This window comes from Micromonospora sp. NPDC127501, from assembly GCF_040302185.1.
GTDB lineage: Bacteria > Actinomycetota > Actinomycetes > Mycobacteriales > Micromonosporaceae > Micromonospora.
The window spans coordinates 27,774-53,888 of record NZ_JBEORJ010000023.1 but is presented as its reverse complement, the minus strand read 5'-3'; the positions used below and the strand labels follow the sequence as shown (position 1 = coordinate 53,888).

General features: G+C 70.6%; 26 protein-coding genes, 1 pseudogene and 1 riboswitch. Of the genes and pseudogenes, 3 read left to right on the top strand and 24 right to left on the bottom strand.

Annotated elements, in window-relative coordinates; genetic code table 11:
- Positions 1 to 57 precede the first annotated feature (57 nt).
- From ABTW72_RS32135 to thiE, 5 genes and pseudogenes are all read right to left on the bottom strand, one after another.
- A pseudogene (locus tag ABTW72_RS32135) lies at positions 58 to 739 on the bottom strand (thiamine phosphate synthase).
- Positions 736 to 1,515 (bottom strand): thiazole synthase, encoded by a 780-nt coding sequence (locus ABTW72_RS32130; RefSeq protein WP_350865499.1) that lies wholly within the window; start codon positions 1,513 to 1,515, stop codon positions 736 to 738. Before ABTW72_RS32130 ends, ABTW72_RS32135 begins: the two are co-directional and overlap by 4 nt.
- A complete protein-coding gene (gene thiS / locus ABTW72_RS32125) occupies positions 1,512 to 1,712 on the bottom strand; it encodes a sulfur carrier protein ThiS (protein ID WP_350865496.1) in 201 nt (66 codons plus the stop codon). Before thiS ends, ABTW72_RS32130 begins: the two co-directional genes overlap by 4 nt.
- On the bottom strand, positions 1,703 to 2,869 hold the full coding sequence (thiO, locus tag ABTW72_RS32120; protein WP_350865507.1) for a glycine oxidase ThiO: 1,167 nt from the start codon (positions 2,867 to 2,869) through the stop codon (positions 1,703 to 1,705). Before thiO ends, thiS begins: the two co-directional genes overlap by 10 nt.
- Positions 2,866 to 3,492 carry a thiamine phosphate synthase gene (gene thiE, locus ABTW72_RS32115; protein WP_350865493.1) on the bottom strand — a complete coding sequence of 209 codons (627 nt, stop codon included), beginning with the start codon at positions 3,490 to 3,492 and terminating at the stop codon, positions 2,866 to 2,868. Before thiE ends, thiO begins: the two co-directional genes overlap by 4 nt.
- Positions 3,487 to 3,596: riboswitch (TPP riboswitch) on the bottom strand. Its footprint overlaps the gene before it by 6 nt.
- Positions 3,597 to 3,909: 313 nt before the next feature.
- Here thiE and ABTW72_RS32110 point away from each other — a divergent pair.
- Both ABTW72_RS32110 and ABTW72_RS32105 read left to right on the top strand, forming a co-directional pair.
- Positions 3,910 to 9,741: a ThuA domain-containing protein gene (locus ABTW72_RS32110; RefSeq protein ID WP_350865490.1), complete on the top strand. Its 5,832-nt coding sequence runs from the start codon at positions 3,910 to 3,912 to the stop codon at positions 9,739 to 9,741.
- A 71-nt stretch (positions 9,742 to 9,812) separates the two neighbouring features.
- Complete coding sequence (locus ABTW72_RS32105) at positions 9,813 to 10,412, top strand: hypothetical protein (RefSeq protein WP_502892275.1); 600 nt, start codon at positions 9,813 to 9,815, stop codon at positions 10,410 to 10,412.
- Between the two features lie 152 nt (positions 10,413 to 10,564).
- Here ABTW72_RS32105 and ABTW72_RS32100 read toward each other — a convergent pair whose 3' ends face one another.
- Genes ABTW72_RS32100 through ABTW72_RS32085 form a run of 4 tightly spaced genes read right to left on the bottom strand, consistent with a single transcriptional unit; the run spans position 10,565 to position 14,688 of the window.
- Positions 10,565 to 11,527, bottom strand: coding sequence for an aldo/keto reductase (locus ABTW72_RS32100; RefSeq protein WP_350865486.1), 963 nt, complete (start codon positions 11,525 to 11,527; stop codon positions 10,565 to 10,567).
- A 37-nt stretch (positions 11,528 to 11,564) separates the two neighbouring features.
- The gene (locus tag ABTW72_RS32095; protein WP_350865483.1) at positions 11,565 to 12,365 is read right to left on the bottom strand and encodes a nucleotidyltransferase domain-containing protein; all 801 of its coding nucleotides are present in this window, start codon (positions 12,363 to 12,365) and stop codon (positions 11,565 to 11,567) included.
- The gene (locus ABTW72_RS32090) at positions 12,362 to 14,041 is read right to left on the bottom strand and encodes an ABC-F family ATP-binding cassette domain-containing protein (protein ID WP_350865480.1); all 1,680 of its coding nucleotides are present in this window, start codon (positions 14,039 to 14,041) and stop codon (positions 12,362 to 12,364) included. The genes ABTW72_RS32095 and ABTW72_RS32090 overlap by 4 nt, the downstream gene beginning before the upstream one ends.
- Positions 14,042 to 14,082: 41 nt before the next feature.
- Entirely contained in the window at positions 14,083 to 14,688 is a 606-nt protein-coding gene (locus ABTW72_RS32085; RefSeq protein WP_350865477.1) for a class I SAM-dependent methyltransferase, read from the bottom strand.
- A gap of 102 nt (positions 14,689 to 14,790) precedes the next feature.
- On the opposite strand from ABTW72_RS32085, the gene ABTW72_RS32080 reads away from it, so the two are divergent.
- Positions 14,791 to 15,900 (top strand): hypothetical protein, encoded by a 1,110-nt coding sequence (locus ABTW72_RS32080; protein WP_350865474.1) that lies wholly within the window; start codon positions 14,791 to 14,793, stop codon positions 15,898 to 15,900.
- A 12-nt stretch (positions 15,901 to 15,912) separates the two neighbouring features.
- Here ABTW72_RS32080 and truA read toward each other — a convergent pair whose 3' ends face one another.
- The 15 genes from truA to rpsE form a co-directional block, all read right to left on the bottom strand.
- Positions 15,913 to 16,743: a tRNA pseudouridine(38-40) synthase TruA gene (gene truA / locus ABTW72_RS32075; protein WP_112622863.1), complete on the bottom strand. Its 831-nt coding sequence runs from the start codon at positions 16,741 to 16,743 to the stop codon at positions 15,913 to 15,915.
- 67 nt (positions 16,744 to 16,810) lie between these two features.
- Positions 16,811 to 17,368 carry a 50S ribosomal protein L17 gene (rplQ, locus tag ABTW72_RS32070; protein WP_053653920.1) on the bottom strand — a complete coding sequence of 186 codons (558 nt, stop codon included), beginning with the start codon at positions 17,366 to 17,368 and terminating at the stop codon, positions 16,811 to 16,813.
- Positions 17,369 to 17,402: 34 nt separating this feature from the next.
- Positions 17,403 to 18,425: a DNA-directed RNA polymerase subunit alpha gene (locus tag ABTW72_RS32065; protein WP_007465227.1), complete on the bottom strand. Its 1,023-nt coding sequence runs from the start codon at positions 18,423 to 18,425 to the stop codon at positions 17,403 to 17,405.
- 98 nt (positions 18,426 to 18,523) lie between these two features.
- On the bottom strand, positions 18,524 to 19,150 hold the full coding sequence (gene rpsD, locus ABTW72_RS32060) for a 30S ribosomal protein S4 (RefSeq protein WP_350865469.1): 627 nt from the start codon (positions 19,148 to 19,150) through the stop codon (positions 18,524 to 18,526).
- 13 nt (positions 19,151 to 19,163) lie between these two features.
- Positions 19,164 to 19,571, bottom strand: coding sequence for a 30S ribosomal protein S11 (gene rpsK / locus ABTW72_RS32055; RefSeq protein WP_030329919.1), 408 nt, complete (start codon positions 19,569 to 19,571; stop codon positions 19,164 to 19,166).
- Between the two features lie 87 nt (positions 19,572 to 19,658).
- Positions 19,659 to 20,039, bottom strand: coding sequence for a 30S ribosomal protein S13 (gene rpsM / locus ABTW72_RS32050; RefSeq protein WP_030329917.1), 381 nt, complete (start codon positions 20,037 to 20,039; stop codon positions 19,659 to 19,661).
- A gap of 266 nt (positions 20,040 to 20,305) precedes the next feature.
- Positions 20,306 to 20,419 (bottom strand): 50S ribosomal protein L36, encoded by a 114-nt coding sequence (gene rpmJ, locus ABTW72_RS32045; RefSeq protein WP_043965539.1) that lies wholly within the window; start codon positions 20,417 to 20,419, stop codon positions 20,306 to 20,308.
- 91 nt (positions 20,420 to 20,510) lie between these two features.
- A complete protein-coding gene (infA, locus tag ABTW72_RS32040; RefSeq protein WP_007073013.1) occupies positions 20,511 to 20,732 on the bottom strand; it encodes a translation initiation factor IF-1 in 222 nt (73 codons plus the stop codon).
- A gap of 308 nt (positions 20,733 to 21,040) precedes the next feature.
- Positions 21,041 to 21,592, bottom strand: coding sequence for a DUF1707 SHOCT-like domain-containing protein (locus ABTW72_RS32035; RefSeq protein WP_350865466.1), 552 nt, complete (start codon positions 21,590 to 21,592; stop codon positions 21,041 to 21,043).
- Between the two features lie 127 nt (positions 21,593 to 21,719).
- Positions 21,720 to 22,571: a type I methionyl aminopeptidase gene (gene map / locus ABTW72_RS32030; RefSeq protein WP_350865463.1), complete on the bottom strand. Its 852-nt coding sequence runs from the start codon at positions 22,569 to 22,571 to the stop codon at positions 21,720 to 21,722.
- A gap of 87 nt (positions 22,572 to 22,658) precedes the next feature.
- Entirely contained in the window at positions 22,659 to 23,312 is a 654-nt protein-coding gene (locus ABTW72_RS32025) for an adenylate kinase (RefSeq protein WP_088950228.1), read from the bottom strand.
- Positions 23,313 to 24,641, bottom strand: a complete 1,329-nt coding sequence (gene secY, locus ABTW72_RS32020) for a preprotein translocase subunit SecY (RefSeq protein WP_112726476.1) — start codon at positions 24,639 to 24,641, stop codon at positions 23,313 to 23,315. It lies immediately after the preceding gene.
- A gap of 232 nt (positions 24,642 to 24,873) precedes the next feature.
- Positions 24,874 to 25,317 (bottom strand): 50S ribosomal protein L15, encoded by a 444-nt coding sequence (rplO, locus tag ABTW72_RS32015; protein WP_088950230.1) that lies wholly within the window; start codon positions 25,315 to 25,317, stop codon positions 24,874 to 24,876.
- Positions 25,317 to 25,499 (bottom strand): 50S ribosomal protein L30, encoded by a 183-nt coding sequence (rpmD, locus tag ABTW72_RS32010; RefSeq protein WP_007465262.1) that lies wholly within the window; start codon positions 25,497 to 25,499, stop codon positions 25,317 to 25,319. Before rpmD ends, rplO begins: the two co-directional genes overlap by 1 nt.
- Positions 25,499 to 26,113: a 30S ribosomal protein S5 gene (rpsE, locus tag ABTW72_RS32005; protein ID WP_074314587.1), complete on the bottom strand. Its 615-nt coding sequence runs from the start codon at positions 26,111 to 26,113 to the stop codon at positions 25,499 to 25,501. Before rpsE ends, rpmD begins: the two co-directional genes overlap by 1 nt.
- Positions 26,114 to 26,115 lie beyond the last annotated feature (2 nt).

Here is a 26,115-nt window from a genome sequence, read left to right as displayed (position 1 = left end):
CGATGCTGGCCGGGGTCGGTGTCGTGGGTGCCGTCCAGGTCGGCCCACTCCGGGCGGTCAGGCTTGATCCCTGCGTGGGCACGGTCGGCCGCAGCCCTGACGTGGAGACCTTGGTGACCCCGCGCCGGGTTTGGGTCGGCTCAGGGGTGACCGCTTCGACATAGGCGCTGGTCAGACTCGCCGCTGTGTCGGTGGGGTCTTCGGCTCGCATTAGCGCGCCCAGGACGGCTACTCCGACGGCTCCCGCCTCGGCGCAGGCGGATACCTGGTCTGGGGTTTCGACTCCGCCGAGGGCCAGCAGGGGCACGGGGCTGACCTCGATCAGCTTTCCGAGGCCGTCCGGGCCCAGGGGTGGGCCGTAGCCCGGTTTCGTTCTCGTGGGCCAGACCGGGGAGATGGTGGCGTAGTGCTCGGTGGTCAGGCGGGTCAGCTCGTTCTCGTTGTGGCAGGAGCGGCCGACCAGGCCGTGGGCCGGCGGCGGGTACGGGCCTGCGGCGGGCAGGTGCACGGCGTCACCGCCGAGCGGGTCGGGGCCGGCCACGATGAGGGTTCCGCCGACGTCGGCGAGGATCGCGCGCAGGTCGGCGGCGAGGGCGGCACGTTCGGCGCGTGGCAGGTCCTTTTCCCGCAGCACCACCCAGCGCACTCCCCCGGCCACGGCTCCCGCCACCACCCGGTCGAGCCCGCTGCGCGCGACGAGCCGGTCGGTCAACACGACAACCCCGGACGGCGCGGTCACAGCTCGGGTCTTCCCTCGTCGGGGGTGGAGGCGAGCGCGTGGAAGCGGCGCTCGATCCGGCCGGCCCGGGCCGCCAGTCGGCCCGCCTCGACCGCGTACCGCATCGCCGTGGCCATCGCCATCGGGTCGGCCGCGCGGGTGACCGCGCTCGCCAGCAGCACCCCGTCACAGCCCAGCTCCATGGCCAGCGCCGCGTCGGACGCGGTGCCGATGCCAGCGTCGAGGATCACCGGCACGTCCACACCCTGCCGGATCAGTCGAATGTGGTGCGGGTTGCCGATGCCGAGCCCCGAACCGATCGGGGAGCCGGCCGGCATCACCGCGGCGCAGCCCACGTCGGCGAGGCGGCGGGCGAGGACCGGATCGTCGCTGGTGTACGGCAGCACGGTGAAGCCGTCGGCGACCAACTCCTCGGCGGCGCGGAGCAGCTCCACCCCGTCGGGCAGCAGCGTCCGCTCGTCGCCGATCACCTCCAGCTTGACCCAGTCGGTGTCGAACGCGTCCCGGGCCAACCGGGCCACCTTCACCGCCTCGGTGGCGGTGTGACAGCCGGCGGTGTTCGGCAGCAGGCGTACGCCGCACCGGTCCAGTAGTTCCAGCAGCCCACCCGTGGAGCCCGGTGCCGTGCCCACCCGGCGCAGCGCCAGGGTGACCAGCTCGGTGCCGGACGCCCGGATCGCCTGCTCCAGGACGTGCAGGTTCGCGGCACCGCCGGTGCCGAGGATCAGCCGTGAGGTGAAGGTCTCCCCACCCAGCTCGAAGGGCACGCCGCTCACCCGCCCTGCGCCGCGGTGAGCACCTCGACCCGGTCACCGTCGTGCAGTGCCCGCGCCGGCCAGCCGGCCCGGGGCACCACCTCGCCGTTGACCGCGACCGCCACCCCACGCGGCTGCGCCACGATGTCGCGGACCAGGTCCGCCACCGACGCACCGGCGGCGACGCTGCGCCCGGCCCCGTTCACCGTCAACTCCACAGGTCCCCCTCCAACGTCGGTTCAGCTCCGCCCGACGCGGCCACCGCGGTGGCGCCGCCGAAGCGGTCGGCCCGGAAGGGCGCGAGCAGCGGGTCGGGTACGCCGCCGAGCACCAGGTCGGCGATCAGGTCGGCGGTGATCGGGGTGAGCACGATGCCGTGCCGGTGGTGCCCGGTGGCGGCCAGGACGTCCGGTCGGTCGGGCAGCGGCCCGAGGATCGGCGCGTTGTCCGGGGTGCCCGGGCGCAGCCCGGCGACCGCCTCGACCAGGTCGTACTCGGCCAGCTCGGGCATCAGGTCGACCCCGGCGCGCAGCAGCCGTTGCACAGCACCGGCGGTGACAGTGGTGTCCGAGCGCTCCTCGACCGTCGCGCCGAGCACGACCTCACCGTCGGCGCGGGGCACCAGGTAGACGTGCTCGCCGTCGGCGTACCCCCGGATCACGTGCCGGAAGCCCGGCGCGACGCCGTCGGGCGCGCGTAGCCGGAGGATCTGACCCTTCACCGGCCGCACGGGCAGGCCGGTGAGCGCGGCCGCCCCGCAGCCGGCGGCGACCACGGTGACCGGTGCGTCCACATCGGACAGGGATCGGACCGGCTGCGGCACGAGCACCGCGCCGGCCCGCTGTGCGGCCGTGCGCAGCGCCGGCACCAGCAGCCGGGGGTCGACCTGATGGTCGGTGGGCGCGAGCGCGCCGCCGCGCACCCGTGGGGCGAGCGCCGGTTCGCGGTCGCGCAGCTCACTGGGGCGCAGCGGCGTCACGGGCAGACCCAACCCCTGCTGGTACGCCCACAGCCGGCGCGCCTCGGCCAGGTCGTCGCCGGTGAGCCCGACCATCAGGGTGCCCTCGGTCCGGTAGCCGATCTCGACCCCGGTCGTCTCGGTCAACTCGGCGGCGAACGCCGGCCAGCGGGCGGCGGACGCCAGCAGCAACCCGGTCAGCTGCCGCTCACCGAAGTACGCCTCGGCGACCGGGGAGAGCATGCCGGCGGCCACCGCCGACGCACCCGAGCCGGGCACCGGATCGTGCACCGCCACCCGCAGTCCACGCGCGGCGCAACGCCAGGCGATCGCCAGCCCGATCGGCCCCGCCCCCACCACTGCCACGTCCGGCCGGACCCGGTCGCTCGACGGCGGTGACGGGGACCGGCCGGTCAGCACGTCAGGGCCTCGATCAGCTCGGCGGTTGCCCGTGCCGGGTCGGCTGCGGCGGAGAGGGCACCGACCACCGCCACCCCGTACGCCCCGGCAGCCCGCAGCGCCGGCACCCGGGCGGCGGTCACTCCGCCGATCGCGATGACCGGAACGTCGACGGCGTCGACGACGGCGCGTACCCCGGCGGGCCCGATGGGGTCCGGCAGGCCGGTCTTGGTGCTGGTGGTGTGACACGGCCCGACGCCCAGGTAGCTGGCGCCCGCCGCGACGGCCTCGCGCGCCGGGCCCGGCGCGCGAGCGGTGGCGCCCAACACACCGGTGGGGCCGAGCACCCGGCGGGCGGCGGCGACCGGCAGATCGTCGGCGCCGACGTGCCCACCGGCGGCGCCCACCGCCAGCGCCACGTGCAACCGGTCGTTGACCAGGCAGGTCGCCCGGTACGACGCGCAGAGCGCGAGCACCCGCCTGGTCAGGTCGTACGCCTCGCGGTCGGTGGCGGAATCCTCGACCCGGACCTGCACCACCAGGTCGGCGTGGGCCACGGTGAGGGCGGCGCGAACCACGACGAGTGGGTCGCGACCGGGTCGGGTGTCGGTGATGAGATGCAATCGCCCCAGGGACGGCACGGCAACGCTCCTCCCTGCGCCGGCATTACCCGGATCAGGTTCGACGGTCGGGGGCTGTCAGCCCCCCTCTCAGCCCGGTACACCGGGCTCCCGTGGGTTACTTGCGTGTCACCGTACGACAGATCCGCCGGCCTGCCAAGGCGCGGGGTCGGCGGTGGCGGCTGACCGGACCGCGTCAAAAACGAGCGAGATCCAATGGGGCACTTCATACGGTCCTGTTCGGAATGTCGCCCCCCGTTGCAGAACCGTTACCCGTCTGCATCTTGCCCGACATCGAGCGAGCCGAATTAATTTGTTCAGCGATTCGACAAAATGTCGGTGGGGGCACCCTGGCACGGTGTGACCACCGGCTCCATCAGGGACGGCCTTCGGCGAGCCGACTCCCGCGAGCTCTGTCACTACGACACAGGAGGCGGCGTGTCCCGTTCTCGTCGTGCCCGCGTACCCATCACCGCAACCCTGATCTCCCTGGCCATGGCCTCGACCACCCTGTTCGGCGCGCCCGCGCAGGCGGCCGCCCAGGTTCCCCCACGGGATGCGAAAGCCGCAGCCCCGGTCAGCCAGGTGGCGCCGAAGGCGCCAAAGGCCGCGGCCGATCCCTTCTCCGTCCTCGTCTTCTCCAAGACCGCCGGCTTCCGGCACGACTCCATCCCCACCGGCATCGCCGCCATCCAGCAACTCGGCGTCGACAACGGATTCACGGTGGACAACTCCGAGGACGGCGCCGCATTCAACGACGCCAACCTGGCGAAGTACAAGGCGGTGATCTGGCTCTCCACCACCGGTGACGTGCTCAACGCCGACCAGCAGGCGGCGTTCGAGCGCTACGTGAAGGCCGGCGGCGGCTACGTCGGCATCCACGCCGCGTCGGACACCGAGTACAGCTGGGCCTGGTACGGCGACCTGGTCGGCGCGTACTTCGCCAACCACCCGCAGAACCAGCAGGCCACGGTCAAGGTGGAGGACCACGCCCACCCGTCCACGGCCGGGTTGCCGGACCGGTGGTCCCGGTTCGACGAGTGGTACAACTACCAGACCAACCCCCGGCCGGACGTGCACGTGCTGGCCAGCCTGGACGAGAAGAGCTACACCGCCGGTGCCGGCGCGATGGGTGCGGACCACCCGATCGCCTGGTGCCAGGACTACGACGGTGGCCGCTCCTGGTACACCGGCGGCGGGCACACCCGGGAGTCGTACGCCGAGCCCGAGTTCCTCTCCCACCTGCTCGGCGGCATCCGCACCGCGGCCGGTGTCGAGAACGCCGACTGCGGCGCCTCGAAGACCTCGAACTTCGAGAAGGTCACGCTGGACAGCAACACCAGCAACCCGATGGAGCTGGACGTCGCCCCCGACGGGCGTGTCTTCTACATCGAACGCGACGGTCGCGTGCAGATCGTGAAGCCGGACACCGGCAACACCGTCACCGCCGTCGACCTGGACGTCTTCACCGGTAACGAGGACGGCCTCATCGGCATCCGGCTCGACCCGGACTTCGCCACCAACAAGTGGGTGTACCTGTACTACGCCCCGAACGACGGGGTCACCCGCAACCTGCTGTCCCGTTTCACGGTGACCGGCGACACCATCGACCTGGCCAGCGAGAAGCAGGTGCTACGGGTCGACACGCAGCGCAACACCTGCTGCCACGCCGGCGGCAGCATGGCCTTCGACGGTGACGGCAACCTCTACCTGGCCACCGGCGACAACACCAACCCGTTCGAGTCGAACTCGTACTCGCCGCTCGACGAGCGGTCGGGCCGCCAGGACTACGACGCGCAGCGCACCTCCGCCAACACCAACGACCTGCGCGGCAAGGTGATCCGGATCCACCCGGAGGACGACGGGACGTACACCGTTCCGGCGGGCAACCTCTTCGCGCCGGGCACCGAGAAGACCCGTCCCGAGATCTACGCGATGGGCTTCCGCAACCCGTTCCGGATCGGCACCGACCCGAAGACCAACACGCTGTACGTCGCGGACTACGGCCCGGACGCCAACGCGGACAACCCGAACCGGGGCCCCCGCGGTCTGGTCGAGTGGAACGTCGTCACCCCGGGCAACTACGGCTGGCCGTACTGCACGGGCACGAACGAGGCGTACAACGACTACACGTTCCCGTCCGGCCCGAGCGGTCCGAAGTTCGACTGCGCGGCCCCGGTGAACAACTCGCCCAACAACACCGGTCTGACCAACCTCCCGCCGGTGGTCCCGGCGACCGTCGACTACGGGTACGCCGGTGACGCGCGTTACCCGGAGATCGGTGGCGGCGGCGCCCCGATGGGCGGCCCGGTCTACCGCTACGACGCCGACCTGAACTCGAACCGCAAGTGGCCGGCGTACTACGACGGCAAGGCTCTGCTCGGCGAGTGGAACCAGAACAAGATGTACACCATGCAGCTGACCCCCGACGGCAAGTCGTTGGTGGACATCAACCAGCTGCTCACCGGCATGAGCATGGTCCGGCCGATGGACTTCGAGTTCGGCCCGGACGGGGCGCTGTACCTGATCGAGTGGGGCAGCGGCTTCGGCGGCAACAACGACAACTCGGGCGTCTACCGGATCGACTACACCGCCGGTGACCGCGCCCCGATCGCCGCGGCGTCCGCCAACCCGACCTCGGGTCCGGCGCCGCTGACGGTGACCTTCTCCAGCGCCGGTTCCCGAGACCCGGACGGTGGCACGCTCACCTACGCCTGGACGTTCGGCGACGGGCAGACCTCGACCGAGGCCAATCCGACCCACACGTACGCCACGGCGGGCAACTACACCGCCCAGCTCACCGTCACCAACCCCAAGGGCCGGACCGCGGTGGCCAACGTGCCGGTCACCGTGGGCAACACCGCGCCGACGGTCTCCATCGAGTTCCCACCGGACGGCGGCTTCTTCAACTGGGGTGACCAGGTCCGCTACTCGATCAAGGTGACCGACCCCGAGGACGGGCAGATCGACTGTGACCGGGTGCAGCTTCAGGTGCTGCTCGGTCACGACGAGCACGCTCACCCGCTGGAGCAGCACACCGGCTGCACCGGCACCGTCCAGACGTCGCTCGCCTCCGGGCACGGCGCCGAGGCGAACGTCTTCGCGGTCTTCGAGGCGACCTACACCGACGAGGGTGGTGCCGGCGGTGCCGGTGCCCTGACCGGTCGGCAGATCGAGGTCCTTCAGCCGAAGCAGAAGCAGGCCGAGTACTTCACCGCCACCGGGCGTGCCCCGGTGAGCACCGGCGGTGGCGACCCCGGCGTGCAGCGGGAAGCCGGCGCCGACACCGCCGGTGGCGGCCAGAGCGTCGCGTTCATCGAGGACGGTGACTGGTGGTCGGTCGCTCCGGCGGACCTGACCAACATCACCGAGATCCGCTTCCGGGCCGCCTCCGCCGCCGCCGGCGGTCGGATCGAGGTTCGCGCGGGTGCGGTTGACGGACCGGTGGTCGCCACGGCCGTCGTACCGTCGACCGGCGCGTGGCAGACGTACACGGACGTGAGCGCACCGGTCACCGGCGCCGCGAGCGGCTCGCTGTACTTCCTGGCCCGCGATCCGAACGGCGGAACGGGTTCGCTGTTCAACGTCAACTGGATGGACTTCGTCGGCCGCGGTGTCACCGAGAACGGGCCGCCGGTGGTCAGCGCCACGGCCACCCCGGCCACCGGCACCGCACCGGTCACCGTCGCCTTCGACGGCACGGCCACCGACGCCGAGGGCGACACCCCGTTGACGTACGCCTGGGACTTCGGTGACGGAGGCTCGGCGACCACAGTGGACGCCAGCCACACCTACACCAGCCCGGGCACCTTCACGGCCACCCTCACGGTGACCGACAGCAAGGGCGCCAAGTCGTACGCCACCGTGCCGGTGCGGGTCGACGCGCCGGACACGTCCTGCTTCGGGGCGCGTTCGGACGACTTCAACGGCAACAGCCTCGACAAGGAGCGCTGGACCAGCGTCGTCCGGGAGAACCAGCTCTACTCGCTCAGTGGCGGGGCGCTGCGACTGCCCACCGGCGTGGGTGACCTCTACGGCGCTCGCAACGACGCCACCAACCTGGTGCTCCAGGCGGCCCCGACCGGCGCGTGGGAGATGACCACCAAGGTCACCCTGCCGGTGACGGCCAACTACCAGCAGGCCGGCCTGCTGGTGTACGGCGACGACGACAACTACGCCAAGCTGGACCTGCTGTACAACGGCAGCCGGCGGGTGGAGTTCATCCGGGAGACGGCGGGCACGCCGCGCAACGAGTCTGCCGACGCCACCAACGCGCCTGCCGGTGACACCGTGTACCTGCGGGTCACCAGCGACGGGACGAACCTGACCGCGGCCGTCTCGGCCGACGGACAGACGTTCACCGCGGTCGGTCGTTCGGCAGCGCTGGCCGGCATCACCAACCCGCGGATCGGGGTCTTCGCGCTCAACGGTGGCACCGAGGCACCGGTTGTCGACGCGGCCTTCGACTCGTTCCAGGTGACGCCGGACGCTCCGGCCGGGCCGGTCGACCCGTCGGACGAGTTCACCGGCAGCACGTTGGACAAGTGCCGGTGGGACGCGATCCTGCGGGAGGACCCGACCGGTTACCGGGTCACCGGTGGCGCGTTGCGGATCGACGTGCCCAACGGTGACATCTACGGCACCGACAACACCGGGCCGAAGAACTTCATCCTCCAGACCGCGCCGTCGGGCGACTGGACCCTGGAGACGAAGGTCGACGGCAGTCTGCTGAACGAGCAGTACCAGCAGGCCGGTCTGCTCGTGCAGGCCGACGACGACAACTACCTGAAGTTCGACTTCATCGCGGACAACCAGGCCGGCTCGGCGGTGACGCGGCGGATCGAGTTCCGCAGCGAGATCGCCGGTACGGTGCAGAACCCGCAGCCGGAGGTGACCAACCTGACCTCGGCGGTGTGGCACCTGCGGTTGGCGCGTGTCGGCAACACGTTCACCGCGTCGTACTCGGCGGACGGGACGACCTGGACCGCGTTGGAGGCGCTGACCAACACCGCGGTGGGTGCCACCCCGAAGGTGGGGCTGTTCACCCTCGGCGCCAACCAGACGGCGTCGAAGACCGCCTCGTTCGACTACTTCCGGCTCAGCACGAAGGTGGCCGACGAGACGGCGCCGGTGACCACCGCGGCGGTTTCCGGCACCCCGACCGACGGGTGGCACACCGGGCCGGTGACGATCACGCTCACCGGTGCCGACGAGGCCGGCGGTAGCGGGCTCGCCGGTACGGAGTACCAGCTGGACGGGGCCACCACCTGGACGGCGTACACCGCTCCGGTGGCGGTCAGCGGGGACGGCGAGCACGAGCTCCGGTTCCGCTCGACGGACAAGGCCGGCAACGTGGAGGCGACCAAGACCGTCTCGGTCAAGATCGACGCCACCGCGCCGGTGACCTCGGCGACGTTCGCTCCGGCGAACGACGCCGGTTGGCACAACGGGACCATCCCGGTCGTGCTGGCCGCTACCGATGCCGGTTCCGGCGTCAAGACGGTGGAGTGGTCGCTGGACGGGGGCGCGTGGGCGCCGTACTCGACGCCAATCGAGGTGACCGGTGACGGGCAGCACGAGCTGCTGTTCCGCTCGGCGGACAAGGCGGGCAACGTCGAGACGCTGAAGTCGGCGGTGCTTCGCATCGACGGCACCAAGCCGACGCTGCTGGTGTCCGGGCTGGCCGACGGCCAGCTCTACGGCGACAGCCAGGACGTCCGGGTGGCCTGGCAGGCCGTCGACCCGACCTCGGGCATCGCCAGCGTGGTCGGTCAGCTCGACGGCCAGGCGTACACCAGTGGCACCCTGCAGGCCATGTACGACCTGTCGCTCGGCCTGCACGAGCTGACCGTTACCGCGACCGACAAGGCGGGCAACAAGACCACCTCGACGGTCCGGTTCTTCGTCACCACCTCGTTCCGGGACATGCAGGGTCTGCTGGACCGGTTCAAGGCGACGGGGCGGCTCTCGACCAAGGCGCACAAGCAGCTGTCGAACAAGCTCGACGCTGTTCGCGCGTCCGAGGCGGCCGGCGACGACAAGGCTGCCGTCCGGCAGCTGACCGCGTTCCGGACGCTCGCCAGCGACGCCACGCTGGTGCCCGAGGCGGAGGTCCGGGACGTTCTGATCCGGGACGCCGACGCCATGATCGTTCGGCTCGGCGGCGCGGCCAGCAAGGCCGGGGTCAAGGCGAACGGCGGCGACTCGGTCAAGGGCACCGGGCGGCTCGGTGGCGATGCCACCCGGCTGGCACCCGGTCGCCAGCTCTGATCCGACGGGGCCCCTTCCCGGCGCTGCGGCGTCGGGGAGGGGCCTCCCTCATCGGTAGGGAGGAGATGTCCGTGACGGGTATCCGCAAGGTGGTGGCCGCCGTGTTCGTCGGGCTGGCCCTGACCCTGTCCGCCGCCGCCCCGGCGGCGCAGGCCGCTCAGGCCGCCCCGGCGGCGCAGGCCGCTCAGGCCGCCCCGGCGGCGCAGGCCGCTCAGGCCGCCCCGGCGGCGCAGGCCGACAAGCTCAAACTCACTGTGGCCGGCGACGGGGCTCAGGGCGTCACCATCCAGGCCACCTACGCCGATGGCCGCCGGCTGGAACAGGTGGTGCGGTTGGTCCTGACCGCCACCGGCCCGGACGGGCAGCGGGTCGGGCCGGTGCAGCTCGAACCGCAGCCCGAGGGGCAGGGTTTCTACAGCAGCGGCCCGGTGCTCTCCACCGGCACGTGGAAGGTGTCGGTGAACTCCCCCGCTCCGCTTCAGAGCAAGGCCACCGCCACGGTCCAGGCTAAGGCGGCGCAGTCACCGCCGGCGCCCGCGCCGGTCGCGGTGACCAAGCCAGCGGACGGCGGGGCGGGCACCGGTTGGTGGCCGCTCGCGGCGGCCGGTCTCGTGCTCGTCGCCGCGGCCATGGGGGTGGCCATGCTCTTCGGCCGCCGCCGCACCGACTGACCACACAGCATGCAACGACACCGGGCCGGGCCGCGACGAGCGGCCCGGCCCGGCGTCGTCTGATCGACTGTGCTCGACTCGGCATCCTTGACGTCGGGGCTTCCCGGACCGCAGGTCACCCCGACGTCAAGAAACGCGAGTGGATCAGGCCCTCAGAGGACGGCGCGCAGCGCTGCCAGATCGTCGTCGCTGGGCTCCCAGGTGCCGGCGGCGGCGTTGGCGCGCACCTGCTCCGGCGTGGTGGCACCGGCGATCACCGAGGTCACCGCCGGCTGGGCGGCCAGCCCGCCGATCGCCACCTGGAGCATCGTCAGCCCCCGCTCGGTCGCGTACGCCTCGATCGCCTCGATGGTGTCCCAGTCGGCAGCGGCGAGCCGCTCCGCGTACCGGCCGCCGCCGGAGAGACGGCTGCCGGCCGGCGGCTGAGCCTCGCGCTTGTACTTGCCGGTGAGCAGACCGTTGGCGAGCGGGAAGAACGGCAGCATGCCGAGGCCGAACCGCTCACACGCCGGGATCACCTCGGCCTCCACCGAGCGCTCCAGCAGGCTGTAGTGGTTCTGGGCGCTGATGAAGCGGGACCGACCGTTGGACGAGGCGACCCAGTCCGCGTCGGCGATCTGCCAGCCGGCGAAGTTGGAGTTGCCCAGGTAGCGCACCTTGCCGTCGCGGACCAGGTCGTCCAGGGCGGCGAGGGTCTCGTCGATCGGGGTGCCCGGGTCGGGCTCGTGCATCTGGTACAGGTCGATGTGGTCGGTGCCGAGCCGGCGCAGCGACGCCTCCACGGCGCGGGCGATGTAGCGCCGCGCACCACGCGCGCCGTAGTCCGGCCCGTTGAGGCCGTTCATGTCCATGCCGAACTTGGTGGCCACCACCACGTCGTCCCGGCGACCCTTGAGCGCCTGCCCGAGCAGCTCCTCTGAGCCGCCCTGCGGCTCACCGTAGATGTCGGCAGTGTCGAAGAGGGTGATCCCGGCGTCCAGGGCGGCGTCCACCACCGCCCGGGTGCCGTCGAGGTCGAGCTTGCGGCCGAAGTTGTTGCAGCCGATGCCGACCACTGACACCACGAGCCCGGAGTCGCCCAGCCGGCGATAGGTCATCTCAGTCACGAGATCCACCCTATGCCGGCCCGGCGCGGACCACCTCGGCGGCGGCTCAGCCGACCACCTCGGTGACCAGCTCGCGGGCGGCGTCGATGGTCGCGGCCAGCTCGACGGGGCTACGTCCGATGGCCCCGAGCAACGCCTGCGCCCGCTGGGTGAAGTTCGGCGGAGCACCGGGCAGTCGCCCCGCGGCGGCGATCATCCCCTTCTCGTTGACCAGCCACCGGCCCGTCCGGGCGTGCAGCACCTGGGCGAGTACCCCGACCGTCCGGAACAGGCAGCCGGCGACGTACCCGCTGTCTCCGCCGATGGCGGCCTTGGCCGCGCCGGTCAGCAGAAACCCGGCCTCCCAGCCGCCAGCCACCAGTGCGTCGGCCAGCGCGGGCGGATACTCGCGAGTCTGGTCCCGCAGGCGGGTCAGCTGGCCGGTCGGGTCCGCCAGCACCTGGCACAACGCCACCTCGCCGGCGTAGGCGGACGAGTAGAACCCGAGCGGGTGCCCGGCCTGCACCCCGACCTCGTACCGGCCGGCCCGACAGTCCGCCCAGACGCGGTGCACCCGGTCGAGGTCCCGGTAGATCCAGTCCACGGCGACCCCGCCGATCCGCAGCCAACCACCCCCGTCGACCCAGGGGCCCCAACCACCGGGGGCGGTGAGCGCGACGTCGGTGTCGTCGGCGACCGTCGCGGCGACCGCACGCAGCGCCGGCACGTCCAGCTCACCCCGGTAGTAGAGACCCAGGTCCCAGTCGGAGTCCGGGCGCTGCTCGCCGCGTGCCCGACTACCGCCGAGTGCCACGGCGACCACCCCGTCGACGCCGCACAGCCGGTCGGGCAGGTCGGCGGGGATCACCCGACGTCCCAGACCGGTTCCGGGGTCTCCACCACCTCGCTGTCGCCTCGGAACAGCACGAACCGGTCGAAGGAGCGGGTGAACCAGCGGTCGTGGGTGACCGCGATCACGGTGCCCTCGAAGGCGTTCAGGCCCGCTTCGAGCGCTTCCGCGCTGGCCAGGTCGAGGTTGTCGGTGGGCTCGTCGAGCAGCAGCAGGGTCGCCCCGGACAGCTCCAACAGCAGCACCAGGAACCGGGCCTGCTGCCCGCCGGAGAGCGTGCCGAAGCGCTGGTCGCCCTGCGCGGCCAGCTCGTAGCGACTGAGCACACCCATCGCCGCGTGCCGGTCCATCCCGGTGCGGTGCTCGTCACCCCGCCAGAGGATCTCGACGAGTGTCTTCGACATCAGCTCCGGCCGGTCGTGGGTCTGGGAGAAGTGCCCGGGGCGGACCCGGGCACCGAGGCGGGCCGTGCCCTCGTGCGCCACCGGAGCGAGCGCGCCCGCGCCGTCGACCGGCCCGTTGGCCGGGTCCGGGTCGGTGCCGCCGCGGGCCAACAGTCGCAGGAAGTGCGACTTGCCGGTGCCGTTGGCACCGAGCACCGCCACCCGGTCGCCGTACCAGATCTCCAGGTCGAAGGGGAAGGTCAGGCCGTCGAGCTCCAGCTGTTCGCAGACGACCGCGCGCTTGCCGGTCCGCCCGCCGCTGAGCCGCATCCGGATGTCCTGGTCCTTCGGCGGTACGGGCGGCGGCCCGGCCTCCTCGAACTTGCGCAACCGGGTCTGCGCGGCCTGGTAACGCGAGGCCAACCCGTCGTTGTACGCGGCCTTCTGCTTGTACATCAGCATCAGCTCGCGCAGCTTCTGGTGCTCCTCGTCCCAGCGCCGGCGCAGCTCGTCGAGGCGGGCGTGCCGAGCCACCCGGGCCTCGTGCCAGCTGGCGAAGCCGCCCGGGTGCACCCAGGCGCTGCCACCCTCGACGGCGACCACCCGGTCGGCGCTCTGGGCCAGCAGCTCGCGGTCGTGCGAGACGTAGAGCACCGACTTCGTCGACTCGCGCAGTCGCGCCTCCAGCCAGCGCTTGCCGGGCACGTCGAGGAAGTTGTCCGGTTCGTCGAGCAGCAGCACCTCGTCCGGGCCGCGCAGCAGCAACTCCAGAGCGAAGCGCTTCTGCTGGCCGCCGGAGAGAGTACGCACCGGACGATCCCGTACGGCGTCCCACGGCTGGCCGAGCACGATGGTCGCGACGGTGTCGAAGAGCACCTCGGCGTCGTACCCGCCGGCCTCGCCCCAGGCGCCGAGCGCATCGGCGTACGCCAGCTGGGCCTTGCCCGCGGCGTTGCTGAACTTGCCGTGGGCCTCGGCCGCCCGCATGGCCGCCTCGGTCTCGCCGAGCCGCCGGCCGGCGTCGCGAAGCGCCGGCGGGGCCAGCGACAGCGCCAGGTCGGCGAGGGTCGACTCGTCACCGATCATGCCGATGAACTGGCGCATCACACCCAGCCCACCGGCCCGCGCGACGACCCCGCTGCGCACCGGCAGGTCGCCGGCGACCATCCTCAGCAGCGTCGTCTTTCCCGCGCCGTTCGGCCCGACCAGGGCGACCTTGCTGCCCTCCCCGACCCGGAACGACACGTCGGCGAAGAGTTCCCGACCGTCGGGGAGGATGTGCCCGACCGCTGCCACGTCCACGTATCCCACGCCGGGATCCTGCCCCAGCAAGGGTCGGGGGGTACATCCAATTACCGGGTGACGCGCAGCACCCGGAAGCCCTTTTGGCTGGCGTACCGCTCGACCTGCCAGCTCTGCTCGGTGAGCCAGCGTTGCAGCGAGTCGCCGCCGAGGTGCCGGGCGACGACCAACCATCCGACGCCGTCCGGGGCGAGTCGGGGCAGCCAGCGCAGCAACAGGTCGTGCAGCCCGTCCTTGCCGATCCGGATGGGCGGGTTCGACCAGATCTGGGCGAAGCGGACCCCGTCCGGAACGTCGTCCGGAGCGCTGACCCGGACCCGGTCGGCGGCGCCGACCCGAGCCGCGTTGACGGCGGTCAACTCGCGGGCCCGGGCGTTGACGTCGACGGCCCAGATGGTGCTGGTGGGTGCGAGGTCGGCCAGCACGCAGCTGATCGGCCCGAACCCGCAGCCGAGGTCGAGCAGATCGCCGGTGGTGTCGGCGGCGGGCAGCTCGGCCTTGCGCAGCAGCACCGCGGTGCCCGGGTCGAGCCGGCTGGCGGAGAACACCCCGCCGGCCGAGGAGAGCCGGTAGTCGCGGTCGGCGACGGAGAACTCGACCTCGCGCGCCGGGGCGTCGCTGGTGGGCTGAGCGGTGAAGTAGTGGTCGCCGGTCACCCGGCAATTCTCGCACCGGTCCGGGGCGGACCTGACACGGCCCACACGCACATTTCCCCGATATTACCCCCTAAAGGGACAATGACTCCTACTCTGGGCGACATGGTGTATCGGTACCAGTCCGATGAGGACGCTTTCGAGGAGTACCCGGAGCCCGGGTCCGACCTGTCGGTGCTCGGCGCCGGTCCGCCCCCGGCGGCCGGGCCCTCTCCGTCGCGCTTCCCCACGCCGTCGCTGCCCCGGCCGAACCAGCTCTCGCTGCCCTCGTCGCAGCCAGCGCCGGCTCGTGCCGTTGAGCCGCAGCCCGGTCCGGCCGCCCGCGCCGATGCGCCGCAGCCACTGCCGACACGTGCCGACATTCCGCCCGCCCCGCCGCGCAGCCAGATCTACACCTCGGCGACGTCGGCGGAGCCGCCCGGCCGGCGCGGCGGCGGCCGACTGTGGCAGGTACTGATCGGCGGCGCAGCCGTCCTGGTGCTGCTCGCCCTCTGCGGTCTCGGCGCCGCCGCGCTGCTCGTCGACCGCGGCGAGCAGCCGCAGAGCAACCCGACGTACCAGCCGAACGCCGCCCCGACGTCGGCACCGGCGGAACGGCTGGCCCTCGACTCCCGGGACACCGACCAGGCCCCGCTCACCGCCAAGGAACTCTTCCCCGGCAAGGAGCTGAAGCTCACCGACGGCCAGCCCAGCTACCAGGTGCTCAAGACACAGTCCAGCGGCAGTTGCGCCGTCGCCGCCACCGACGAGGTCGCCGACCTGCTGGTTCGGCTCGGCTGCAACCAGGTCGTCCGGGCGACGCTGAGTACGCCCGACGACAGCCACCTGGTCACCGCCGGCCTGTTCAACCTCACCGACAAGGTCAGCGCGGAACGAGCCCGAGACCGGCTCCGGCAACTGCTCGACGATCGGCAGGGCCGCTTCCGTGGCCTCACCGGCGACGACGCCGACGGCACCGATGTCCTGGCCAGCGCTCCGGCACGCGTCGGCTGGCAGGTCCGTGGCCACTACCTGGCGTACGCGCTGGTGGTCCGCAAGGACGGGGCGGCGGTCAAGGCGGGTGACGCCAAGGTCCGCGAGATCCTGTTCGACATGATCGAGCTGCACCTCAGCCGGGGCGTGCTGCAGAGCCGGGCCGACGGTGGCACCGCCGCGCAACCGACGGCGGCACCTACCGGCAGCAACGCCAACCAGGGCGATCTGCCGGGCGACTGACCCCGCGGACGGTCAACCCTCGACCGGGACCCGCAACCGGCGGGTGAGGGTCGCACGGTGGGCGTACTCGGCCGGATCCGCCGGGTAGCCGACGGCGACCAAGGTCAGTCCGCGTGCCGGGGCCACCGTCACCTCGCTGGACCGCTCCCGCTGGGTGAGCAGGGTGCCCGGCCACTCGACCGGGCGGCGGCCGTCCCCGGCCACCAGCATGGCTCCCACCAGGCTGCGCACCATCGCCTGGCAGAACGCGTCGGCCTGCACGGTGGCGACCAGGATGCCGTCCGGGTCGCGACGCCAGTCCAGCCGGGTCACCTCGCGCAGCGTGGTGGCGTGCTCCTTGCGCCGGCAGTACGCGGCGAAGTCGTGCTCCCCCACCAGCCCGGTCGCGGCGGCGTTCAGCGCGGCCAGGTCCAACGGCTTCGGCCAGGCCAGTACCTCGTGACGGCGCAGCGGCTCGGCACCGAAGGGGGCGTCGGTGACCCGGTACTCGTAGCGCCGGAAGGTGGCCGAGAACCGGGCGTCGAAGTCGGCCGGTACCTCGGTCATCGCCCGTACCCGCACGTCGGTGGGGAGCAGCCGGGCCAGGCGACGCAGCAGCCGTCCCTCGTGCTGCCGCCACACGTCCACGGGCAGGTCCACATGGCACACCTGCCCCGTGGCGTGCACTCCCGCGTCGGTCCGCCCGGCCACCGTCAGCCCGGTGGCCGTGCCGGCGCCCAGGACCAGGTCCAGGGTCTCGACGAGCACCCCCGCGACGGTGCGCCTGGTCGGCTGGGCTGCCCAGCCGGAGAAGTCGGTGCCGTCGTACGAGACGTCCAGCCGCAGCCGGATCCGCTCGTCCACCTCGTACCTCCTGTTACGGGTCGGGCCCGACACCCCGATGGGGTGCCGGGCCCGACAATGCCCTTGATCAGGCCTTGTTCTCGGTGGCCTCGTCGCTGTCCTCGCGGGCGGCGTCGGTGTCACCGGACGCCGACACCGGCGCCTCGGAGTCCTGATCGGCCGGAGCCGACTTCGGGGCCTCGTCGGCCGGGGCGAGCGCCTCGACCTTGTCCTGCTGCGCGGCCTTGCGGGCGGCGGTCTTCTTGTTCACCTTCGGCTCGGCGACCTGAAGCTCCTCCACCAGCTCGATGATGGCCATCGGCGCGTTGTCACCCTTGCGCGGACCGGTCTTCACGATCCGGGTGTAACCGCCGGGGCGGTTGGAGTACCGGGGCGCGATCTGGTCGAACAGGGCGTAGACCACGTCCTTGTCCTTGACGACACCCAGCACCCGACGCCGCGAGGCGAGGTCACCGCGCTTGGCCTTGGTGATGAGCTGCTCGGCCAGCGGGCGCAGCCGCCGGGCCTTCGTCTCGGTGGTCTGGATCTTCCCGTGCTGGAACAGCGCGGTCGCCAGGTTGGCCAGCATCAGCCGCTCGTGCGAGGGGCTGCCGCCGAGGCGGGGGCCCTTGGTGGGCGTGGGCATTTTTGGTGCTCCTCAGTTGTGGCGGCAGCGCGGACTAGAGCTGCTCGGTCTCGCGGTAGTCGTCGGTGTCGTAGTCGGCCTCGCCGAAGGTGTCCACGACGTGCGCCGGGTCGAAGTTCGGAGCCGAGTCCTTCAGCCCGAGACCCATCCCGGCGAGCTTCATCTTGACCTCGTCGATCGACTTCTGACCGAAGTTGCGAATGTCGAGGAGGTCGGCCTCGGTACGCCCGATGAGCTCACCAACGGAGTTGATGCCCTCGCGCTTGAGGCAGTTGTAGGAGCGGACGGTGAGGTCCAGCTCCTCGATCGGCAGAGCGAGGTCCGCCGCCAGCTGGGCGTCCTGCGGGGACGGCCCGATGTCGATGCCCTCGGCGGTCTCGTCCAGCTCCCGGGCGAGCCCGAACAGCTCCACCAGCGTCGAACCGGCGGAGGCCAGCGCGGTACGCGGACCCATCGACGGCTTGGTCTCGACGTCGATGATCAGCCGGTCGAAGTCGGTGCGCTGCTCGACACGGGTCGCCTCGACGCGGTAGGTCACCTTCAGCACCGGCGAGTAGATCGAGTCGACCGGGATCCGGCCGATCTCGGCGCCGGACTGCTTGTTCTGCGCCGCCGTCACGTAGCCCCGGCCCCGCTCGACGGTCAGCTCCATGTCGAGCCGGCCCTTGCCGTTCAGGGTGGCGAGCTTGAGATCCGGGTTGTGCACCGAGACGCCGGCCGGGGGCTGGATGTCGCCCGCGGTCACGTCGCCCGGGCCCTGCTTACGCAGGTACATGCTGACCGGCTCGTCGTGCTCGGAGCTGACGCACAGCTCCTTGATGTTCATGACGAGCTCGACCACGTCCTCCTTGACACCGGGGATCGTGGTGAACTCGTGCAGCACACCGTCGATCTTGATCGAGGTGACGGCCGCGCCCGGGATCGACGACAGCAGCGTACGCCGCAGCGAGTTGCCCAGGGTGTAGCCGAAGCCCGGCTCCAGCGGCTCGATGGCGAACCGGGACCGGGTCTCGTTGATCGACTCCTCGGAGAGGGAGGGTCGCTGGCTGATGAGCATCTTTTCTCTTCTCTTCCGGGGCGCCCGCTATTTGACGCCCACGACACAAACTGTTCCGGTGGCCCGCCCCGAAGGGCGGGCCACCGAACGAGCTCGGACTACTTGGAGTAGAGCTCGACGATCAACTGCTCCTGGACCTGCGTGTCGATGACCTGCCGGGCCGGGAGGGAGTGCACGAGCACCTTCATCTGGCTCGGGATGGCCTCGAGCCACGCCGGAACCGCCTTCGAGCCGGCCTGAGCCTGCGCGACGATGAACGGGGTGAGCTCCTTGCTCTTGCCCCGAACCTCGATGATGTCGTGCTCCTTGACGCGGTACGACGGGATGTCGACCTTCTTGCCGTTCACCGTGAAGTGACCGTGCTTGACCAGCTGGCGGGCCATGTCCCGCGAGTGGGCGTAGCCGGCCCGGTAAACGACGTTGTCCAGCCGCGACTCGAGGATCTGCAGGAGGACCTCACCGGTCTTGGCCTGCTTGCCGACGGCTTCCTCGTAGTAACCGCGGAACTGCTTCTCCAGCACGCCGTAAACCCGGCGGGCCTTCTGCTTCTCACGGAGCTGGAGCAGGTACTCCGTCTCCTTGGTGCGGCCGCGGCCGTGCTGCCCGGGCGGGAACGGCCGGGACTCGAACGGGCACTTCGGACCATCGCACTTGCTGCCCTTGAGGAACAGCTTCATCTTCTCCCGCCGGCAACGGCGGCAGTCTGCACCGGTGTAACGAGCCATCTCTCTCTACCTCTCAGACCCGGCGACGCTTCGGCGGACGGCATCCGTTGTGCGGCTGCGGGGTGACGTCGGCGATCTGCCCGACCTCGAGGCCCACTGCCTGCAGCGAACGGATGGCGGTTTCCCGGCCGGAGCCGGGGCCCTTGACGAACACGTCGACCTTGCGCATGCCGTGCTCCATGGCGCGACGCGCGGCAGCCTCGGCGGCCAGCTGCGCAGCGAACGGAGTCGACTTGCGGGAGCCCTTGAAGCCGACCTGGCCAGCGGAGGCCCAGGAGATGACCGCACCGGTCGGGTCCGTGATGGACACGATGGTGTTGTTGAACGTGCTCTTGATGTGCGCCTGCCCGTGGGCGACGTTCTTGCGTTCCTTGCGCCGGACCTTCTTTACAGCGGCTCCGGCACGAGCCTTCGGTGGCATAAGTCTGTGCGCTCCTAGTTGACTTTCCGGATTGGGTTGCGGCCTGACCCACCTCGGCGGCGGCCGACCCCGTCATCCGGTTAAGAACTACTTCTTGCCGGGCTTCTTCTTGCCGGCGACGGTCCGCTTCGGGCCCTTGCGGGTCCGGGCGTTGGTCTTGGTCCGCTGGCCACGCACGGGCAGGCCCCGGCGGTGCCGGATGCCGGCGTAGCAGCCGATCTCAACCTTGCGGCGGATGTCAGCGGCGACCTCGCGGCGCAGGTCGCCTTCAACCTTGTAGTTGCCCTCGATGTGGTCGCGGAGCTGCACGAGCTCCTCGTCCGTGAGGTCCCGAGCGCGCTTGTCCGGCGAGATGCCGGTGGCGGCGAGTGTCTCCAGGGCGCGGGTGCGACCGACCCCGAAGATGTAGGTGAGCGCGATCTCCAACCGCTTCTCGCGGGGGAGATCCACGCCGACTAGACGTGCCATGTGCGGGCGTACTCCTCGTGATGTGTGGCGGAGGTGTGGACCCGTCCCACCCCGCTACCGGCCGTCCCGTCTTTCCGACGCGGTGAGCGCCGGCGACCGGGATCGGTCGCTGCCCGAGCGGGCCCCGGCCTCCGACCGGGGGTCAGCCACGCAGAGGTACGTCTGGCGTACCGCTCGCGGCTGGGACGAGCATGTGTGATGTGTGTGTCGCTGGGGATCTGCCTGGACCAACGCCACCCGGCCGTGCTCCGGCCGGACGGGCTGAGTCAGCCCTGGCGCTGCTTGTGGCGCGGGTCGCTGCAGATGACCATGACCCGGCCGTGCCGGCGGATAACCCGGCACTTGTTGCAGATCCTCTTGACGCTCGGCTTGACCTTCACGGTTGCCTTACTTCCCATCTGGCCCGGCTACGCGCTCTGCGCGACGCCGGACGTCGAAGACGGACACGGGACTTCCCGGCCGTCGTCAGGACTACTTGTAGCGGTAGACGATGCGCCCGCGGGTCAGGTCGTACGGCGAAAGTTCGACGACGACCCGGTCCTCCGGAAGGATGCGGATGTAGTGCTGCCGCATCTTGCCGCTGATGTGAGCCAACACCTTGTGGCCGTTCGCGAGCTCCACCCGGAACATGGCGTTCGGCAGGGGCTCGATGACCCGACCCTCGATCTCAATGGCTCCGTCTTTTTTCGGCATGTCCTCCGCTGTCCTGACGTCGATTGCTCCGGGCGGCCCACAACGTCTTACACGGAAATCTGATCAGAATCAGAAGACCGCGCCAGCCGCGGCTCCAGCTCCCACCGAAGCGCAGGGTGGGCATGCCGGAGTGGACGCTGTGCGCCGATCTGAAAGTGTACGCCGGCCTGCGGTCCCCCGCCAAACCGACCACCCACCAACCCGCGCGCCGCCCCGTCCGACCCCGCCCTCAGCCCCGTTGATCATGAAGCGGCTACCACGACGGCGGCAACAACTTCATGATCAACGAGTGGGGTGGTCGGGGTGGTTCAGGAGGCTGGGGGCTGGTCGTCCGTTTTGAGGGCGCGCTTTGCCTGCTTGCGCTCCCGGCGGCGTTGGCGCTTGACGGCCTGGCGTTGGGGCTCCTTCGCGGCCAGCCCGCTGACCGTGCGGACCACCAGCACCGCACCCCACGGCCCCGCCACCCAGCCCGGCCAGAAGTAGAGCAGGTCCTGGCTGAGTAGCGACGCCACCGCCCAGATGGTCACCACGATGGCGATCACCCGCAGGTACGGGAACCACACCTCGGCCATCCAGCGGGCGGTGACGCCCCTGCTGAGGGCCGGGTCGAGCTCGTCTCCCAGCAGGCTCACCGTCGGCCCGGCAACCGGCGCCAGGCCCGACCGCTGCGCCGGCGTCACCGGCGGCAGGTCGGTGAGCAGGGCCTCAAGGTCGGCGTACGTACGTGCCGCGTAGGCCCGCTGCAACCGCTCGTCGTACTCGTGCAGATCCAGTCGACCCTCGTCGAGGGCGACCCGCAACCGGTCGGCCACCGCCGCACGGTCCGAGTCCGCGGCTCGCATCCCGTCGCGCCCGTCCATGCCGGCAAGCATGCCACCGTCGCGCCACTCCCGCCCGACCCCGGACGCCGGACGATCATGAAGGTGTTGCCCGCCGGTCAGGGCTGCAACCTCATGAACAACGGCGGGGAGCCGAGGCCGGGGTCGATCAGGGCGTTCTTGTGGCTGCGGGCTGGCGGGCGGTCACCAGGTCGCCCAGGCGGGCCCGGCCACCGTCGAACGCGGTGAGCACCCAGACGCCGTCCGGCAGCAGCGCCATCGAATGCTCGACGTGTGCGGCCACCGAGCCGTCCCGGGTGACGACCGTCCACCCGTCGGCCAACTCGGCGGTACGCGGGGACGCCATGGTGATCATCGGCTCGATGGCCAGGGCCATCCCGGGGACCAGTCGCGGACCCTTGCCCGGCCGACCGTGGTTGAGCACGTGTGGGTCCTGGTGCATCTCGGTGCCGATGCCGTGCCCGCCGTAGCCGTCGACGATGCCGTACCGGCCGCCCTTGCGGACGGCGGTTTCCACTGCGTGCGAGATGTCGGTGAGCCGGCCCTTGCCGCTGGCCGCGCCACGCGCAGCGGCGGCGATGCCGGCCCACATCGCGTCCTCGGCCACCTCGGCCATCTTCAGCAGCGCCGGGTCGACGTCACCGACCCCGACCGTGATCGCGGAGTCGCCGTGCCACCCGTCCAGCACCGCGCCGCAGTCGATGGAGATCAGGTCACCGGCCTGAAGCACCTGCTTCGGCGACGGGATGGCGTGCACGATCTGCTCGTTGACCGAGGAGCAGATGGACGCCGGAAAACCGTGGTAGCCCTTGAACGACGGAACACCGCCCGCCTCGCGGATGGTCGCCTCGGCGATGGCGTCCAGATCGGCGGTGCTCACACCGGGGGCGACAGCCTCCCGCATCCGGCGCAGCGCCTCGGCCACCACCAGCCCGGCGGCCCGCATCTTCTCGATCTGGTCAGGGGTCTTCAGCTGGATGTCCAGCTGGGGACGACGCATGGAGCGGTTACCTTTCGTTGCCGAACAGCGGGGCACATAACGCGTACCCCGCTGTTCGCACTCTATCCGCCGTGGCCCGGCCGGACCTCAGCCGCCGTACGACCGCAACGCGTCGATGGCCCGGGTGGTGACGTCCTCCACCGGCCCGGTGGCGTCGATCCCGACCAGCTTGCCCTGAGCGCCGTAGTAGTCGACCAGGGGTGCGGTCTTCTCGCTGTACTCACGAAGCCGCGTGGCGATCGTTTCCGGCTTGTCGTCGTCGCGCTGGAACAGCTCGGCGCCGCACCGGTCACAGATGCCGGGCCGGGTGGTGGCGTCGAACTCGACGTGCCAGATCTTGCCGCAGCCCCGGCAGGTACGCCTGCCGGAGAGCCGCCGGATCACCTCGTCGTCGTCGACGACCAGCTCCAGGACCAGGTCCAGGGCGGTGCCCAGATCGGCCAGGAGCTTGTCCAGAGCGGCCGCCTGCGGAGTCGTCCGCGGGAAGCCGTCGAGCAGGAAACCCTCGCTGGCGTCGGGCTCGGCCAGCCGGTCCCGGACCATGTTGATGGTGACCTCGTCCGGAACCAGCTCGCCCGCGTCCATGTACCGCTTCGCCTCGACACCGAGCGGCGTGCCCTGGGTGACGTTCGACCGGAAGATGTCTCCGGTCGAAATCTTCGGCACCGAGAGGTGCGCGGCGATGAACTCGGCCTGCGTGCCCTTGCCCGCGCCCGGCGGGCCAACCAGAACGAGTCTCATCTACCGCAGGAACCCTTCGTAGTTCCGCTGCATGAGTTGGCTCTCGATCTGCTTCACGGTCTCCAGACCGACGCCGACCATGATGAGCACAGCGGTGCCGCCGAACGGGAAGTTCTGGTACTGCTGGTTGTCCAGCCAGATGAAGAAGAAGTTCGGCAGGATCGAGATGACGCCGAGGTAGAGCGCGCCCGGCAGGGTGATCCGGCTGAGGATGAAGTCCAGGTAGTCGGCGGTCGGCTTGCCCGGGCGGATGCCCGGCACGAACCCGCCGTACTTCTTCATGTTGTCCGCGACCTCGGTCGGGTTGAACGTGATCGAGACGTAGAAGTACGTGAAGAAGATGATCAGCAGGAAGTAGACCGAGATGTAGATCGGGCTGCTCGGGTTGACCAGGTTGTTCTGGATCCACGACTGGGTCTTGCCCGGGTCGGTCTGGTCGAAGAACTGCAGCGCCAACTGCGGCAGGTAGAGCAGCGACGAGCCGAAGATGACCGGGATCACACCCGCCTGGTTGACCTTGAGCGGGATGTAGGTCGAGGTGCCGCCGTACATCCGCCGGCCGATCATCCGCTTGGCGTACTGCACCGGGATCCGGCGCTGCGCCTGCTCGATGAAGGTGACAGCGGTGATGACCACCAGGACCAGCGCGATGACCAGGGCGAACATGTCCCAGCCCTTGCTGGTCTTGATCTGCCAGCCCTCGCTGGGCAGCCGCGCCGCGATCGAGGTGAAGATCAGGACGGACATGCCGTTGCCGACGCCGCGGTCGGTGATCAGCTCGCCGAGCCACATGACCATGCCGGTGCCGGCGGTCATCGTCATCACCAGGATGGTCAGGGTCAGCCAGTCCGGGATGCCGGTGCCGGTCGGGATGATCGGGAACTGGTCGCACCTGTTCTGGAACAGCTGGCCCGAGCGGGCCAGGGCCACGAACGCCGAGGCCTGCAGCACACCGAGACCGAGGGTCAGGTAGCGGGTGTACTGGGTGATCTTCGCCTGACCGGCCTGGCCCTCCTTGCGGAGCTGCTCAAGGCGGGGGATCACGACGGTCAGCAGCTGCAGGATGATCGACGCGGTGATGTAGGGCATGATGCCCAGCGCGAAGACCGAGAGCTGTAGCAGCGCTCCGCCGGAGAAGAGGTTGAGAAGGTTCACCACCCCGGTGGTGTCACCCTGGATGGTGTCGAGGCACTTCTGCACGTTGCCGTACGAGACGCCCGGGCTGGGGAGCGTTGCACCCAGCCGGTAGACCGCGATGATGCCTACTGTGAACAGCAGCTTCTTGCGCAGGTCAGGCGTACGGAACGCACTGAGAAAGGCGGACAGCAACTTCTTCCTCCTGCGCGAGGCGGGCCGCCGGTGATCCCTGGCGGGTCGGGGTGGATCACGGGCGAGTGCCCGCAATCCATGGCTGGGATGGGACTCTAACAGCCTCACCCCGGTCCGGGCAGATGCGCCCGACTACATAAATCGATTCCGATGTTACCGGGCGCTCAGGCCCCAGGCAGACCATGGCGCCCGCCAGTTGCTCTCAACTGGACGGGCGCCATGGTCGTACGCCTTACAGCTCGGTGGCGGAGCCACCGGCGGCAGCGATCTTCTCCTTGGCCGACGCACTGAACGCGTGCGCGGACACCTGGAGCGCCACACCGCCGAGATCCCCGGTGCCGAGGACCTTAACCGGGTGACCCTTGCGGACCGCGCCGGACTCGACGAGCTCCAGCGGGCCGACCTGACCACCATTCGGGAACAGCTCAGCGAGTCGGTCCAGGTTGACAACCTGGAAGACCACCTTGAACTTGTTCTTGAAGCCCTTCATCTTCGGCAGGCGCATGTGGATGGGCATCTGCCCACCCTCGAACGCCGCCGAGATGTTCTTGCGGGCCTTGGAACCCTTGGTACCGCGACCAGCGGTCTTGCCCTTGGAACCCTCACCGCGACCCACACGGGTCTTCGCGGTCTTGGAACCGGGCGCCGGGCGCAGGTGATGCACCTTGATCGTCATTACTCGACCTCCTCGACCTTCACGAGGTGGCTCACAGTGAAGATCATGCCGCGGATCTCGGGCCGGTCCTCCTTGACCACCACGTCGTTGATCCGCTTGAGACCGAGCGAACGCAGCGACTCACGCTGGTTGTGCTTGGTCCCGATACCGGACCGGAGCTGGGTGACCTTCAGGCGTGCCATCAGTGCGCCACCCCCGCACGCGACGCCAGCATGGCGGCCGGCGCGACGTCCTCCACCGGCAGACCACGACGCGCCGCGACCTGCTCGGGGGACTCAAGCCCCTTCAGGGCCGCCACGGTGGCGTGCACGATGTTGATCGGGTTCGACGAACCGAGGCTCTTGGAGAGCACGTCGTGGATCCCAGCGCACTCCAGCACGGCACGCACCGGTCCACCGGCGATGACACCCGTACCGGCCGAGGCCGGCTTGAGCAGCACCACACCAGCGGCGTCCTCACCCGTCACCGGGTGCGGAATCGACTGACCGATCCGCGGGACCTTGAAGAAGTGCTTCTTGGCCTCCTCGACACCCTTGGCGATGGCCGCGGGCACCTCCTTGGCCTTTCCGTAGCCCACGCCGACCGTGCCGTCGCCGTCGCCCACGATCACCAGGGCGGTGAAGCTGAAGCGACGACCACCCTTCACGACCTTGGCGACGCGGTTGATCGCGACGACCCGCTCAAGGTGCGGGGTCTTCTCGACGGGCGCGTTTCCGCGGCCGCCCTCACGGCGGTTGTCGCGGCGACCACCCTCGTTGCCACCGGACCCGCCGCCACGGCGCTGTTGACCTGGCATCA